The organism is Phocaeicola sp. HCN-40430 (genome assembly GCF_037890285.1).
Taxonomy (GTDB): Bacteria; Bacteroidota; Bacteroidia; order Bacteroidales; family Bacteroidaceae; genus Phocaeicola; species Phocaeicola acetigenes.
Genome location: NZ_JBBKBS010000013.1, coordinates 63,198 through 78,565, shown reverse-complemented (window position 1 = coordinate 78,565; position 15,368 = coordinate 63,198). Strand labels below are relative to the sequence as shown.

Below are 15,368 nucleotides of genomic sequence, written 5' to 3'. Positions count from 1 at the left end.
TACCGCAGCCATGAATATATCCGAATTAAGTATTCGCCGGCCGGTATTGGCTACCGTACTCACCATTATTATCCTGCTCTTCGGTATGATAGGATATACTACTTTGGGGGTACGTGAATACCCGTCGGTAGACAACCCGATTATCTCCGTAACCTGCAGCTACTCCGGAGCCAATGCAGATGTGATAGAAAACCAGATTACCGAACCGCTGGAACAGAACATCAACGGTATTCCCGGTATCCGCTCCCTCTCCAGTGTGAGCCAGCAGGGACAGTGCCGTATTACCGTAGAATTTGAGCTTTCTGTCGACCTGGAAACCGCTGCCAACGACGTGCGCGACAAGGTTTCGCGTGCACAGCGTTACTTGCCTCGGGACTGCGACCCTCCTACCGTTTCGAAAGCCGATGCCGACGCCAGTCCGATTCTGATGGTTGCCATCCGAAGCGACCGCCGCTCGCTGCTGGAGTTGAGTGAAATAGCCGACCTCACCGTAAAGGAACAGTTGCAGACTATTTCCGATGTAAGTAGTGTATCCATCTGGGGGGAGAAACGCTACTCCATGCGTCTGTGGCTCGACCCTACTAAAATGGCCGGCTATGGCATTACCCCCGTCGACATCAAGAATGCCATGGACAATGAGAACGTGGAACTCCCTTCGGGCAGTATAGAAGGAAATACCGTAGAACTTACTCTCCGCACCATGGGGCAGATGCATACCGCCAAAGAATTCAACAATGTAGTGATAAAGGAAGTAGACGGTCAGGTAATCCGCCTCAGCGATGTAGGTTATGCCGAACTGGGTGCTGCCGATATCAAGAGCTACATGAAAATGAACGGAGTACCGATGGTAGGTGTGGTAGTCATCCCACAGCCGGGAGCCAACCACATTGAAATTGCCGATGCCGTATACCAGCGCATGGAACAGATGCGCAAAGACTTGCCCGACGATGTAGACTTCAGTTACGGGTTCGACAATACCAAGTTTATCCGTGCGTCTATTGCCGAAGTAGAAAGCACCGTATACGAAGCCTTTGCACTGGTTATCATCATTATCTTCCTGTTCCTGCGCGACTGGCGTGTAACGCTGATTCCGTGTATCGTGATTCCGGTATCGCTTATCGGTGCATTCTTTGTGATGTATGTGGCCGGATTCTCCATCAACGTACTGACCATGCTGGCGGTGGTACTCTCCGTAGGTCTGGTAGTCGACGATGCCATCGTAATGACGGAAAATATCTACATCCGTATCGAGAAGGGAATGAAACCCTTCGAAGCCGGAATCGAAGGAGCGAAGGAGATTTTCTTTGCCGTTATCTCTACCACCATCACACTGGTAGCCGTGTTCCTTCCCATTGTCTTTATGGAAGGTACCAGCGGACGCCTGTTCCGTGAGTTCAGCTTCGTAGTGGCAGGTTCGGTTATCATTTCCTCGTTTGCCGCACTGACCTTTACTCCGATGCTGGCTACCAAGCTGTTGAAACACCGCGAAAAGCAAAGTTGGTTCTACCGCAAGACCGAACCTTTCTTCGATGGGATGAACCGGGTATACGGACGCTCTCTGGAGGCTTTTCTAAAAAAGAGAATCATTGCCATTCCGTTTATTATTCTTACGCTGATACTCATCGGATTCCTGTGGAACTACATTCCTTCGGAAATGGCTCCACTCGAAGACCGTTCTCAAATCAACATCATGACCAAGGCGGCAGAAGGTGCCAGCTACGAATACATCCGCGACTATACGGAAGACCTCAATGCACTGGTCGACTCGCTGGTGCCCGATGCAGCAGCAGTTACTGCCCGTGTTTCGAGTGGTAGCGGATACATCAGTGTCATACTGAAAGACATCAAAGAGCGCGACTATACTCAGATGGAGGTAGCCGAGAAGATTTCGAAAGCCATTAAGAGCAAGACCAAAGCACGTGCATTTGTACGTCAGCAGTCTTCTTTTGGCGGACGCCGCAGCAGCATGCCTATCCAGTATGTATTGCAGGCTGTCAGCCTTGAAAAACTGGAAAAGGTATTGCCTGAGTTCCTGAACCGCGTATACGACAATCCGGTGTTCCAGATGGCCGATGTAGACTTGAAATTCAGCAGTCCGGAAGTACGTGTCCACATCAACCGCGACAAGGCCGGAACCATGGGAGTGAACGTACGCGACATTGCCTCTACCCTGCAATACGGATTGAGCGGGCAGCGTATGGGGTATTTCTACATGAACGGCAAGCAATACGAAATATTGGGACAGATCAACCGACAGCAGCGTAACCAGCCGGCACACATCAAGTCTATCTATATCCGGAGCGACAAGGGAGAAATGATTCAGCTGGACAACTTGGTGGAATTTGTAGAATCGATTACTCCGCCCAAGCTGTATCACTACAACCGTTTCCTGTCGGCCACGATTTCTGCCGGACTGGCCGAAGGCAAGACCATTGGCGAAGGTTTGGATGAGATGGATAAAATTGCTTCGGAAGTACTGGACGATACCTTCCGTACCGCCCTCTCCGGCGACTCGAAGGATTATCGCGAAAGTTCTTCGAGCCTGATGTTTGCCTTCATTCTGGCACTGATTCTGATTTACCTGATTCTGGCTGCCCAGTTCGAAAGCTTCAAAGACCCGTTCATCATCATGCTTACCGTACCGCTGGCTATTGCAGGAGCCTTGGTTTTCATGTACTTCAATGATATTACCATGAACATCTTCAGCCAGATTGGTATCATCATGCTCATTGGGCTGGTAGCCAAGAACGGTATCTTGATTGTGGAATTTGCCAACCAGAAGCAGGAGAGCGGAGAAGACAAGATGACTGCCATACGCGATGCCGCCTTGCAGCGTCTGCGTCCTATCCTGATGACCAGTGCGTCTACCATCCTGGGACTTATCCCGCTGGCTTATGCAACCGGAGAAGGTGCCAACCAGCGTATTGCCATGGGTATTGCCGTGGTGGGAGGTATGCTGGTTTCTACTTTCCTCACCATGTATATCGTACCGGCCATTTATTCGTATATATCTACTAACCGAAGCAAAAAAATCAAGAAGGCATGAAACGTATCCTCTATATAGCAATTATTCTGGCGGGTATCACACTGCCCACACAGGCACAATACGAATATACCTTGAAACAGTGTCTGGAAGAAGGACTGATGAACAACTACTCGCTGCGTATTACCCGCAACGAGGAACAGATGAGCAAGAACAATGCCACACTGGCCAATGCAGGCTACTTGCCTACACTCGACCTTACAGCGGGATATTCGGGAAGTGTGAATAGCTCGGACAGCAAAGACCGGGCTACGGATGTAACCAGCAGACAACGGGGAGTATTCGACCAGACACTGGATGCCGGCATCGACCTGAACTGGACGATTTTCGACGGATTCAACATTACGACAACCTATAAGGAACTGCAGGTGCTGGAACGTCAGGGTGCAACCAATACCCGCATTGCCATTGAAGACTTCATCGCCACGCTGGCTGCCGAATACTACAACTATGTGCAGCAGGAAATCCGACTGAAGAATTTCCGGTATGCCGTATCGCTTTCCAAAGAACGTCTGCGTATCGTAGAAGAGCGTTACCACATCGGTAACTTCTCGCGCCTGGATTACCAGCAGGCCAAGGTGGACTTCAATGCCGACAGTGCCCAGTACATGAAGCAGCAGGAACTGGTGCACACTTCGCGCATCAACCTGAACGAACTGATGGCCAACAAGGATGTAGACCGTCCGGTACGGGTGAAAGACTCGCTGATTGATGTAAAAGACTGGCTCAACTTCGGTGAGTTGTGGGAAGCCACTCTGGCAACCAATGCCAGCCTGCTGAAAGCCGACCAGAACTCTACCCTTGCCCAACTGGATTATAAGAAAGTCTTGTCGCGCAACTATCCTTACGTAAAGCTGAATGCCGGATATGGGTATACACTGAACAAATACGATGTAAATGCCATACGCAGCCGCAGCAACTGGGGATTCAGCGGAGGAATCACCGTAGGATTCAACCTGTTCGACGGTAACCGCCGCCGCGAAAAGCGGAATGCCAGTCTGGCGATACGAAATGCCCAACTGGCACGCGAAGAGGTGGAACAGGGACTTCGTGCCGACCTGAGCAACCTGTGGCAGGCTTACCGCAACAACCTCCGCCTGCTGAATCTGGAACGGCAGAATCTGATAGCAGCCCGCGAAAACCATGAAATCGCCAAAGAACGTTATCTGCTGGGCGACCTTTCGGGTATCGAAATGCGTGAAGCACAGAAAAGTCTGCTGGATGCCGAAGAACGTATCCTCTCTGCCGAATACGACACGAAGATGTGTGAAATTTCCCTGCTTCAACTCAGTGGAAGAATCACTACTTACCTGGAGTAAATGCCTTTCAAACGATGCTTTGCTGCCTCAAAAAACGCGACTTGTCACGTTGGCTCACGATACTAGTCACGTAAGCCAACGATACAAGTATCGTGAGCCTTCGATACTTGTCGCGTAAAACGGGACTTATACAAGCCGGACAGAGCGGTTATTTTTACCCGTTCGCACCTCAGCGGTAACCCGCTCTTTTTCCCAAAGAGCGGGTTACCGTTTTTATTTGTATCTTTGCAAGAAACTATATAATATCAACCATGGGATTATTCATCAAGAAAAGTATAGAAGCACTGCAAGCAGAAGCAGAACAATCGGGCAGCAAAAGCCTGAAAAGAGTGTTAGGCCCCATCAGCTTAATAGCCTTAGGGGTAGGAGTCATTATCGGAGCCGGTCTGTTCTCCATTACAGGAACAGTAGCAGCCGGATATACCGGTCCTGCCATCACCCTGTCGTTTATCATTGCCGCCATAGGCTGCTGTTTTGCCGGACTGTGTTATGCCGAGTTTGCCTCCATGATACCCGTAGCAGGAAGTGCGTACACTTACTCGTATGCTACCATGGGAGAACTCATTGCCTGGATTATAGGCTGGGACCTCGTACTGGAGTATACCGTAGCCGCCACCACGGTCAGTATCAGCTGGAGCCGGTACATGGTGTTCTTCCTGAACAGCATCGGTATCGAACTGCCACATGCCTTTACAGCCTGTCCGTGGGACGGCGGGATTGTCAACATTCCGGCTATTCTCATTGTAATAGCCATGAGCCTCATTCTGATGCGCGGTACAGCAGGCAGTTCTTTCGTAAACGGTCTGATTGTATTTCTGAAAATAGCTGTTATTCTGGTATTTGTCATTTTAGGCTGGCAGTTTATCCGTACAGAAAACTACATACCTTATATTCCTGAAAATACGGGAGCTTTGGGCGAATACGGCCTGTCGGGCATCTTGCGCGGAGCCGCCATCGTATTCTTTGCCTTTTTGGGATTTGATGCGGTAAGTACCGCCGCACAGGAGACCAGAAATCCCCGCCGCAACATGCCTATCGGTATTCTGATGTCGTTACTGGTATGTACCATCCTGTACATTCTGTTTGCCCACGTAATGACGGGAGTAGCACACTATTCCGAATTCAGCGGACAGGAAGGAATCGCCCCCGTGGCAGTAGCCATCGAACACATGGGTACTCCCGGTGCCGACGGTGTCATTGTACCCGCCTACCCCTGGCTGAACAAAGCCATCGTACTGGCTATCCTTTTCGGGTATTGCTCCGTGATTATGGTCACCCTACTCGGACAAAGCCGTGTATTCCTGAGCATGAGCCACGACGGCCTGCTTCCTCCTTTCTTCTCACGCATCAATGAGAAATACCGTACCCCTATGCACAGCAACCTCCTGTTTATGGTGATAGTAGGTCTGCTGGCGGGATTTGTTCCGGCCGAAGTAGCAGGCGAAATGACCAGTATCGGTACCCTGCTGGCCTTTACTCTGGTATGTGCAGCCGTACTGATAGTACGGAAAACCATGCCCGACGCACACCGTGCCTTCAAGACTCCGTTTGTCCCGGTTATTCCTATCCTGGGAATTCTGACCTGCCTCTGCATGATGTGTTTCCTTCCGGCCGATACATGGATCCGTCTGGTACTTTGGATGCTGATAGGACTGGATATCTACTCGGTATACGGTATCAGACACAGTAAACTGGAGCCCAATCTGCGACACCGCAAAGGAGACATGGTGCTGAACATCATGGGACTGATTCTCTCGGTATTATGCGTCATCACCGGACTTTGGCATCAGCAGACAGTAGGCTGGAATGCAGACCAGACACTACTTATCATTTCGTTTGTCTTTGCCTTCACCCATTGCGCATACTACATGTGGAGAATGTGGAAACATTCGCATAAATAAAAGCCATACTCTGACTCTGCTCTTTTGCTTCGTATCTATTAAAAGAAGTTATAAATGAAGATACAGGACAAAAAAACAGAAGATTATACCAGTTTTAAGTCTTAAAAAAACTGTTATTTTACAACCATTTAAATAATCATGGATAAGAATATATTATTTGTTGCCATTCAAGCCGCAGTAAAGGCCGGCAAGAAAATAAAAAACGTTTACAACGATCCGAATGCGGATTTTGAGATAGAGAGAAAAGCTGACAATTCACCTTTGACGATTGCAGACCGCAAGGCGCACGAAGTAATTGCTTCTACACTGGCAGACACACCCTATCCTATACTCAGCGAAGAAGGAAAGAAAATCCCGGTAGAAGAACGGCAAAGCTGGAATGAATTATGGATTGTCGACCCGCTGGACGGAACAAAAGAGTTTATCAAACGCAACGGAGAATTTACTGTAAATATAGCTTACGTAAGAAAGGGGATACCCGAAGCGGGAGTAATTTATGTACCGGAAAAACAGGTACTTTACTTTGCCGACTATGCGGAAGGAGCCTTCAAAATAAACAACGTGACAGAGGAAAATCTTCCTGCCAGCTTCGACGAACTGGCAGCCGGTGCACACCGTCTGCCCTATCCTCAAGAACCTGACCATACATTTATGGTAGTGGCTTCACGGTCTCACCTGACAGAAGAAACCGAAAAATACATTGCAGAGATGAAAGATAAACATGGTCACGTAGAAACCGTTTCCATAGGAAGTTCTCTGAAACTCTGTCTGATAGCCGAAGGAAAAGCCGACGTATATCCACGCTTTGCCCCGACTATGGAATGGGATACTGCTGCCGGACATGCCATCGTACGTGCTGCAGGAAAAGAAGTGTATCAGGCGGGTAGCCTTCTCCCCTTGCAATACAATAAAACCGACTTACTGAATCCCTGGTTCATAGCAGAATAAAACCGACCATGACATTTGAAATAATTATTGTACTTCTTACACTGACAGCCATGCTGGCTGCACTGGTTATGGACAAGATGCGTCCGGGAATGATTCTGTTCTCGGCAGTAGTGGTCTTCCTCTGTACCGGCATCCTTACCCCCAAAGAAATGCTGGAGGGATTCAGCAACAAAGGAATGATTACGGTAGCCATGCTGTTCCTGATCAGTGAAGGAATCCGGCAAAGCGGAGCCTTGACACAATTCATCAAGAAACTGCTGCCTCAAAAGCAGACCACCGTATTCAAGGCACAATTACGTCTGTTACCAAGTATTGCCTTTATTTCGGCTTTTCTCAACAACACTCCGGTAGTTGTTATATTTGCCCCTATCATCAAGCGATGGGCCAACTATGTTAAACTGCCTGCAACTTATTTTCTGATTCCGCTTTCGTATGTCACCATTCTGGGAGGAATCTGTACACTGATAGGAACTTCCACCAATCTGGTCGTTCACAGTATGATTCAGGAAGCAGGTATGAAAGGATTCAGCATGTTCGAACTCGGAAAAGTCGGTATCTTTATTGCCATTGCAGGTATCATCTATCTCTTTCTGTTTTCCCACAAACTGCTTCCGGCAAACCGTCCGGACAATACCGCCATTGAAGACGAAGAAAATTCTTCTCTCCACCCGGTAGAAGCCGTATTGGGAGCACGCTTTCCCGGTATCAACAAACGGGTGAGCGACTTCGACTTCAAACGTCATTACGGAGCCGAAGTGAAAGAACTTCGCCGCAACGGTCATACATATACCAATTTGAACAATGTACGGTTCCGCGAAGGAGACACCCTGATTCTTCTGGCAGACGACAGCTTTATCCAGACATGGGGAGAATCGTCTGTCTTCATCATGCTTGCCAACGGAAAAGACCACGAACCGGCTCAAAAGAAAAAACGATGGTTTGCCCTGATTCTGCTGCTTATTATGATTATAGGTGCTACCATCGGCGAATTGCCAGCCATACAGAAACTGTTGCCGGAAGGCATCAAACTGGATATGTTCTTCTTCGTCTCAGTCACCACAGTGCTGATGGCATGGACCAAGATTTTCCCTCCGCGCAAATATACCAAATACATTTCGTGGGATATCCTGATTACCATTGCCTGTGCATTTGCCATCAGTAAAGCGATGGAAAACTCCGGAGTAGCCGACCTGCTTGCCGGTTACATCATCGGACTGAGCCACAATTACGGTCCTTACGTACTGTTGGCCGCCATGTTCATCATTACCAATATCTTTACCGAACTGATTACCAATAATGCTGCGGCTGCCTTGTCGTTTCCGCTGGCTCTGTCGCTTTCGCAACAGCTGGGAGTCAGTCCGATGCCTTTCTTTGTAGTAATCTGCATGGCAGCATCGGCCAGTTTCTCTACGCCGATCGGCTATCAGACCAACCTGATTGTACAGGGTATCGGTAACTACAAGTTCACCGATTTCGTACGTATCGGTTTACCTCTGAATATCATTACATTTCTGATTTCCGTATTTGTAATACCTCAAATATGGGAATTCTAAACAATTATAAAGTTTATGGAAGAAACAACTCATATTTATCCTATATTCGACAAAATGCTGGGACGCTCCGACAAAGAGCAGTTGCTAAACCAGCGGGGAGTCATGATCTGGTTCACCGGACTTAGTGGTTCCGGAAAAAGTACTCTTGCCATTGCCATGGAACGGGAGTTGCAGAAACGGGGACTGTTGTGCCGCATTCTCGATGGCGACAACATACGCAGCGGAATCAACAACAACCTGGGCTTTTCTGAAGCAGACCGTATGGAAAACATACGCCGCATTGCCGAAATAGGTAAGCTGTTTGTCGATACAGGTATCATCACTCTGGCCGCTTTCATCAGTCCGAACAACGACATGCGTGAAATGGCAGCAAACATCATCGGCAAACAAGATTTTATGGAAATATACATCAGTACTCCACTCGAGGAATGCGAGCGGCGCGATGTAAAAGGCCTGTATGCCAAGGCCAGAAGAGGAGAAATAAAAAACTTTACAGGTATTTCGGCTCCATTTGAAGTACCGGCTCATCCGGCTCTTTCGCTCGATACCTCCAAATTGTCGGTAGAAGAATCGGTAAACAAACTGTTGGAACTGATTTTGCCGAAAGTAAAATTTTAAGTTCAAGCCTCATCACTGAATAAACAAGAAACTAAAAAAACTTAATACAAACATGAAAGAAGAATATCGTTTAAGTCACCTGAAAGAACTCGAAGCAGAATCGATTCACATTATCAGAGAGGTGGCTGCCGAATTTGAAAATCCGGTCATGCTATACAGCATCGGAAAAGACTCGTCGGTAATGGTACGTCTGGCCGAAAAAGCTTTTGCACCGGGAAAAGTTCCATTTCCGCTGATGCATATCGACTCGAAATGGAAATTCAAGGAAATGATTCAATTCCGCGATGACTATGCAAAAAAATATGGCTGGAACCTGATTGTAGAAAGCAATATGGAGGCTTTCAATGCAGGAGTAGGACCGTTTACTCATGGCAGTAAGGTACATACCGACCTGATGAAAACACAGGCACTGCTTCACGCACTCGACAAATATAAATTTGATGCAGCTTTCGGTGGTGCACGCCGCGACGAAGAGAAATCACGTGCCAAAGAGCGTATCTTCTCTTTCCGTAACGAATTCCATCAGTGGGACCCAAAAAACCAGCGTCCGGAATTGTGGGATATCTACAATGCACGTATCCGTAAGGGAGAAAGCATCCGCGTGTTCCCGCTCAGCAACTGGACCGAACTGGATATCTGGCAGTATATCCGTCTGGAAAATATTCCTATCGTTCCTTTGTATTTTGCCAAAGAACGTCCGGTAATAAACATCGACGGACAGCTTATCATGCCGGACGATGACCGTCTGCCGGAAAAATACCGCGACAAGATAGAAATGAAAAAGATACGCTTCCGTACCCTGGGATGCTGGCCGCTGACCGGAGCCATCGAAAGTGAAGCCGACACAATTGAGAAAATTGTAGAGGAAATGATGACTACTACCAAGAGTGAGCGTACAACCCGCGTCATCGACTTCGACCAGGAGGCAAGTATGGAACAAAAGAAGCGGGAAGGATACTTTTAGTCAATTGACAATTGATAATTCATAATTGACAACGATGGGGAAAGAAAACATAATCATGGAAAAGGCTTTTCATTTTGCTGTTCGTATAGTCAATTTGCATAAATTACTATATAACCGCAAGGAGTTTGTTTTATCCCAACAACTGCTCAGATCAGGCACTGCAATCGGGGCTCTGCTAAAAGAAAGTGAACATGCCGAATCAACGGCAGACTTTATTCACAAGTTAAACATAGCCCTGAAAGAAGCCAACGAGAGTGAGTATTGGATTATGTTGCTACAACAAACCGACTATATTTCAAAAGCCGAATATGACTCCATCATTGAAGATTGCCGAGAAATTATCAGAATGTTAATATCCATTATTAAAACCTGCAAAACGAAATCAAAATGAATACAAAACAAGATAATGAAAACGTGTCAATTGTCAATTCTCAATTGTCAATTGAAGAATATCTGAATCGGGACGAACAAAAAGACCTGCTGCGCTTTCTTACAGCCGGTTCGGTAGACGACGGAAAGTCAACACTTATCGGACGTTTGCTTTTCGACAGCAAAAAGCTCTACGAAGATCAGCTCGACGCACTGGAACGCGACAGCAAACGTATGGGAAATGCCGGTGAACACATCGACTATGCCTTGTTGCTGGACGGACTGAAAGCGGAACGTGAACAAGGTATCACCATTGATGTGGCTTACCGATACTTTTCTACCAACAACCGCAAATTCATCATTGCCGACACTCCGGGACACGAACAGTATACCCGTAACATGATTACCGGAGGTTCTACTGCCAATCTGGCCATCATTCTGGTCGATGCACGTACCGGTGTCATTACACAAACCCGCCGCCATACCTATCTGGTATCGCTGCTGGGTATCAAACACGTGGTATTGGCAGTCAATAAGATGGACTTGGTAGACTTTTCAAAAGAAGTGTTCGACAAGATTGTAGCCGACTATCTCAAGTTCATCGAACCGTTGGGAATCCCCGACGTACAGTGCATTCCGCTTTCGGCGCTCGACGGCGACAATGTAGTGGAGAAATCAGACCGTACTCCCTGGTACGACGGAGTTTCTTTGCTGGAATACCTCGAAACCGTACACATCGGAAACGACCACAACCTGAACGATTTCCGCTATCCGGTACAATATGTACTCCGCCCTAACCTCGACTTCAGAGGATTCTGTGGCAAAGTAGCTTCGGGGGTAGTCCGCAAAGGTGACGAAGTTGTTGCCTTGCCGTCAGGAAAACGTTCACATGTCAAGAGCATTGTTACCTACGAAGGAGAAACAGATTATGCATTCCCTCCGATGTCGGTTACCCTTACCCTGGAAGACGAAATCGACGTATCAAGAGGAGAAATGCTGGTACACCCCGATAATATGCCTATGATAGGACGCAACTTCGAAGCCATGCTGGTATGGATGGACGAAGAAAAGATGGATTTGGAAAAATCATTCTTCCTGAAACAGACTACCAACACCAGCCGTACCCGCATAGACCACATCAAGTACAAGGTAGATATCAACACCATGGAACACCTGTCTGTGGAAAACGGACGTCTGAAAGAGGAAGAGGTTCCCATGCAGTTGAACCAGATTGCACGTGTGGTACTGACTTCTTCGAAAGAATTGTTCTTCGATGCATACAACCGTAATAAAGCGACAGGAGCCTTTATCCTTATCGACCCGATTACAAACAATACCAGTGCCGTAGGTATGATTATAGACCGTGTGGAAGACAAGGATATGCACCAGAGCATGCAACTTCCGGTACTCGATCTTCCGAAACTGGGTATTGCTCCCGAACATTACGAAGCTGTAGACAAGGCTGTCAAGGCTCTGGCTCAGCAGGGTATTGCCATCGAGGTAAAGCATTAATATTTTAAATTTTTGAGTTTATGAATTCAGTCATATATACTGAAAATCAAAAACTTAAGAACTCAAAAACTTAAGAACTCAAAAACTTAAGAACTTAAAAACTCAAACCCATGGGATTACTTGAATTTAGCAAATTACCAATCAATACACTTGTAGGAGCCGACTGGAAAACTTTCAACCAGATTACGCAGGGCCGACAGATTGATGCCGCATACAAGGGAAAATACCGTCTTACCAAAGCGGTATGCCGCCTGTTGTCTGTACTGAAGCCACTACAAGACAGCCGCTACGAAAAACTGTTGGCTCAGAAGCCTCTGGAACACGACCCGGTCTTCATTTTAGGACACTGGCGTAGCGGAACGACCTTTATGCACAATGTATTTTCGTGCGACAAACATTTCGGCTACAACACTACCTATCAGACGGTTTTCCCGCACCTGATGATGTGGGGACAGCCTTTCTTCAAGAAAAATATGAGTTGGCTGATGCCGGACAAACGCCCGACAGACAACATGGAACTGGCCGTAGACCTGCCTCAAGAGGAAGAGTTTGCTCTGGCCAACATGATGCCTTATACTTACTACAACTTCTGGTTCCTGCCTAAACACATGCAGGAATATGCAGACAAATACCTGCTGTTCGATGACATCAGCGATGAAGAACTGAAGGTGTTTGAAGAAGTATTCACCAAACTGATAAAAATATCACTCTGGAATACGCAGGGAACTCAGTTCCTGAGCAAGAACCCTCCTCACACCGGACGTGTGAAAGAGCTGGTCAAGATGTTCCCGAACGCCAAGTTCATCTACCTGATGCGTAACCCGTACACCGTATTCGAGTCGACACGCAGTTTCTTTACCAATACAATCCAGCCGCTGAAGCTTCAGGATATCAGCAACGAAGAACTGCAGGAAAACATTCTGTCGGTTTACGCCAAGTTGTACCACAAGTATGAAGCCGACAAACACTTTATCCCAGAAGGAAACTTGGTAGAAGTAAAATTCGAAGACTACGAAACCAATGCCTTCGATCTGACACAGGAAATCTATCAAAAGCTTTCCATTCCAGGTTTCGACGAGGCACGAAAAGACATCGAAGCTTACGTGAACAAGAAAAAAGGCTACAAGAAAAACAAATACCAGTACAAGCCCGAAACCGTGGAACTGGTAGAAAAGCATTGGTCGTTTGCACTCGACCAGTGGGGATACAAGCTCTAAAACAAAGGCTTACATTATCAATTCAACAGTCATTCCCGTTTTTCCCTTCATAATGGAGGAAAAACGGGAATGACTATATATAATAACTCCTTCTAAACAAGAAATATACACATTTATCACATTTATTTTGTATATTTATTCTATTAACAAGTATTAATCCCCCTATTTTAAGTGCAATATTGCATAATTACACATTTATACGTATCTTTGCGCGCGTTTTATGAATTAGGATAACAATATACAAATGAAATCAATCAGCAAAACTCCTTCCCCCCTTGTATCTCTTATTCCTATCCTGATACTGGTAGGAATGCTATTTGCAACCATAAAGACTTTCGGAAGCGACGCCTTAAACGGAGGCAGCCAGCTTTCTCTGCTTGCCACCACCGCTTCGTGTATTTTAATAGGAATGGTCTTCTACCGCATTCCATGGAAGAACTACGAAAAAGCAATTACAGACAACATTACCGGAGTAGCTACATCCATTATCATCCTGCTCATCATCGGTGCGCTGAGCGGTATCTGGATGCTCAGCGGTATAGTACCCACGCTTATTTATTATGGAATGCAGATTATTCATCCCAGTTTCTTCCTTGCATCAACCTGCCTCATCTGTATTCTGGTTTCTCTGATGACCGGAAGCTCATGGACTACCATCGCCACCATCGGTATCGCCCTGCTGGGTATCGGCAAAGCACAAGGATTTAACGAGAGTTGGATTGCAGGTGCCATTATTTCGGGAGCTTATTTTGGCGACAAGGTGTCTCCTCTGTCCGAAACAACCATTCTGGCAGCCTCGGTGACTGAAACACCTCTGTTCCGCCACATCCGCTACATGATGATCACCACCATTCCCTCCATCGTCATTGCACTGATACTCTTTGTCCTATTAGGATTTTCAACCGATACACATTCCGTTCAGCATATTCAGGAAGTTGCACTTCATCTGGAACAACGGTTCACCATCACCCCCTGGCTGCTGATTGTTCCACTGGTCACTGCCATCCTAATTGCCCGTAAAGTTCCGTCTATCATCACCCTCTCTATCTCTACCATTCTGGCCTGCATTGCAGCTGCTATTTTCCAGCCCGAGGTATTGCGTGAAGTAGCCGGAGAAGAAAGCCTCTTTAAAGGAATGATGATGGGATGCTATGGCAGCACCAGCCTGTCTACCGCAAGTCCGGCACTCAGTGAACTGGTTGCTACCCGCGGTATGGCCGGTATGATGAATACCGTATGGCTGATACTGTGTGCCATGTGCTTTGGAGGTGCACTCACTGCCAGTGGTATGCTGAAGAGTCTGATGAATGTATTTATCCGTTTCATGAAAACCCGTGTAAGCCTTGTTTCGTCTACTGTCTGCTCGGGCCTGTTTATGAATCTGGCCACTGCCGATCAGTACATCAGTATCATTCTCACCGGTAATATGTTCGGTGAGGTATATCGAAAAGAAGGTTACGACAGCAGCTTGCTGAGCCGTACGACTGAAGATGCCGTAACCGTGACCTCTCCGCTTATCCCCTGGAATACATGCGGAATGACACAGGCTACCATCCTGAATGTTCCTACACTGGCTTATCTTCCTTATTGCTTCTTCAACCTGCTGAGTCCGCTGATGAGTATTTTCATTGCAGCTATCGGGTATAAGATTGCCCGCCGTCCCAAGGCCGAAATTCATCCGGCAGAAGTGGAAGAACTGGCTGCATAATACATCTCAAAAAAAGGAAACATTCTGCAAACTATTTCCATAAACAGTCTGCATGGTATACACAAGCCTGTATTCCGTTTCCAGAACTTTTGTCCGGCAGTGATCCGGCTGCCGGACAGAGGCAGTACAGCCCTCTTTCGAAATCAGGTAAATTTCCAGCGACCACACATGCAGATTACAAGATAAAAAAAAGGCAATATTCTTGATTAATAACGA

The 15,368-nt window shown here is 47.0% G+C and carries 11 protein-coding genes; all 11 read left to right on the top strand.

The window, feature by feature from the left end; all coding sequences use genetic code 11:
* Nucleotides 1-10: 10 nt before the first annotated feature.
* The 11 genes from WKU26_RS07565 to WKU26_RS07515 all read left to right on the top strand — a co-directional run bounded on the left by WKU26_RS07565 (nt 11) and on the right by WKU26_RS07515 (nt 15,152).
* Nucleotides 11-3,046 carry an efflux RND transporter permease subunit gene (locus WKU26_RS07565; RefSeq protein ID WP_340321503.1) on the top strand — a complete coding sequence of 1,012 codons (3,036 nt, stop codon included), beginning with the start codon at nt 11-13 and terminating at the stop codon, nt 3,044-3,046.
* Nucleotides 3,043-4,362, top strand: coding sequence for a TolC family protein (locus tag WKU26_RS07560; protein WP_340321502.1), 1,320 nt, complete (start codon nt 3,043-3,045; stop codon nt 4,360-4,362). The genes WKU26_RS07565 and WKU26_RS07560 overlap by 4 nt, the downstream gene beginning before the upstream one ends.
* A 251-nt stretch (nt 4,363-4,613) precedes the next feature.
* Nucleotides 4,614-6,263, top strand: coding sequence for an amino acid permease (locus WKU26_RS07555; RefSeq protein ID WP_340321501.1), 1,650 nt, complete (start codon nt 4,614-4,616; stop codon nt 6,261-6,263).
* A 138-nt stretch (nt 6,264-6,401) separates the two neighbouring features.
* Complete coding sequence (gene cysQ / locus WKU26_RS07550; RefSeq protein ID WP_340321500.1) at nt 6,402-7,211, top strand: 3'(2'),5'-bisphosphate nucleotidase CysQ; 810 nt, start codon at nt 6,402-6,404, stop codon at nt 7,209-7,211.
* A gap of 8 nt (nt 7,212-7,219) precedes the next feature.
* Entirely contained in the window at nt 7,220-8,764 is a 1,545-nt protein-coding gene (locus WKU26_RS07545; RefSeq protein WP_340321499.1) for an SLC13 family permease, read from the top strand.
* 15 nt (nt 8,765-8,779) lie between these two features.
* Nucleotides 8,780-9,382 carry an adenylyl-sulfate kinase gene (gene cysC / locus WKU26_RS07540; protein ID WP_178266174.1) on the top strand — a complete coding sequence of 201 codons (603 nt, stop codon included), beginning with the start codon at nt 8,780-8,782 and terminating at the stop codon, nt 9,380-9,382.
* Nucleotides 9,383-9,434: 52 nt separating this feature from the next.
* Nucleotides 9,435-10,346 (top strand): sulfate adenylyltransferase subunit CysD, encoded by a 912-nt coding sequence (gene cysD / locus WKU26_RS07535; RefSeq protein ID WP_340321498.1) that lies wholly within the window; start codon nt 9,435-9,437, stop codon nt 10,344-10,346.
* 34 nt (nt 10,347-10,380) lie between these two features.
* On the top strand, nt 10,381-10,737 hold the full coding sequence (locus WKU26_RS07530; protein ID WP_340321497.1) for a four helix bundle protein: 357 nt from the start codon (nt 10,381-10,383) through the stop codon (nt 10,735-10,737).
* Nucleotides 10,734-12,227 carry a sulfate adenylyltransferase subunit CysN gene (cysN, locus tag WKU26_RS07525; protein ID WP_340321496.1) on the top strand — a complete coding sequence of 498 codons (1,494 nt, stop codon included), beginning with the start codon at nt 10,734-10,736 and terminating at the stop codon, nt 12,225-12,227. The genes WKU26_RS07530 and cysN overlap by 4 nt, the downstream gene beginning before the upstream one ends.
* Nucleotides 12,228-12,337: 110 nt before the next feature.
* The gene (locus tag WKU26_RS07520; protein ID WP_340321495.1) at nt 12,338-13,444 is read left to right on the top strand and encodes a sulfotransferase family protein; all 1,107 of its coding nucleotides are present in this window, start codon (nt 12,338-12,340) and stop codon (nt 13,442-13,444) included.
* Between the two features lie 253 nt (nt 13,445-13,697).
* Nucleotides 13,698-15,152, top strand: coding sequence for a Na+/H+ antiporter NhaC family protein (locus tag WKU26_RS07515; RefSeq protein WP_340321514.1), 1,455 nt, complete (start codon nt 13,698-13,700; stop codon nt 15,150-15,152).
* Nucleotides 15,153-15,368 lie beyond the last annotated feature (216 nt).

Bases quoted from the DNA above. Each gene is read 5' to 3' on its own strand.
- WKU26_RS07520 (WP_340321495.1), top strand. From the start codon at position 12,338: ATGGGATTACTTGAATTTAGCAAATTACCAATCAATACACTTGTAGGA.
- cysD (WP_340321498.1), top strand. From the start codon at position 9,435: ATGAAAGAAGAATATCGTTTAAGTCACCTGAAAGAACTCGAAGCAGAA.
- WKU26_RS07530 (WP_340321497.1), top strand. From the start codon at position 10,381: ATGGGGAAAGAAAACATAATCATGGAAAAGGCTTTTCATTTTGCTGTT.
- WKU26_RS07560 (WP_340321502.1), top strand. From the start codon at position 3,043: ATGAAACGTATCCTCTATATAGCAATTATTCTGGCGGGTATCACACTG.
- WKU26_RS07545 (WP_340321499.1), top strand. From the start codon at position 7,220: ATGACATTTGAAATAATTATTGTACTTCTTACACTGACAGCCATGCTG.
- cysQ (WP_340321500.1), top strand. From the start codon at position 6,402: ATGGATAAGAATATATTATTTGTTGCCATTCAAGCCGCAGTAAAGGCC.
- cysN (WP_340321496.1), top strand. From the start codon at position 10,734: ATGAATACAAAACAAGATAATGAAAACGTGTCAATTGTCAATTCTCAA.
- WKU26_RS07565 (WP_340321503.1), top strand. From the start codon at position 11: ATGAATATATCCGAATTAAGTATTCGCCGGCCGGTATTGGCTACCGTA.
- WKU26_RS07555 (WP_340321501.1), top strand. From the start codon at position 4,614: ATGGGATTATTCATCAAGAAAAGTATAGAAGCACTGCAAGCAGAAGCA.
- cysC (WP_178266174.1), top strand. From the start codon at position 8,780: ATGGAAGAAACAACTCATATTTATCCTATATTCGACAAAATGCTGGGA.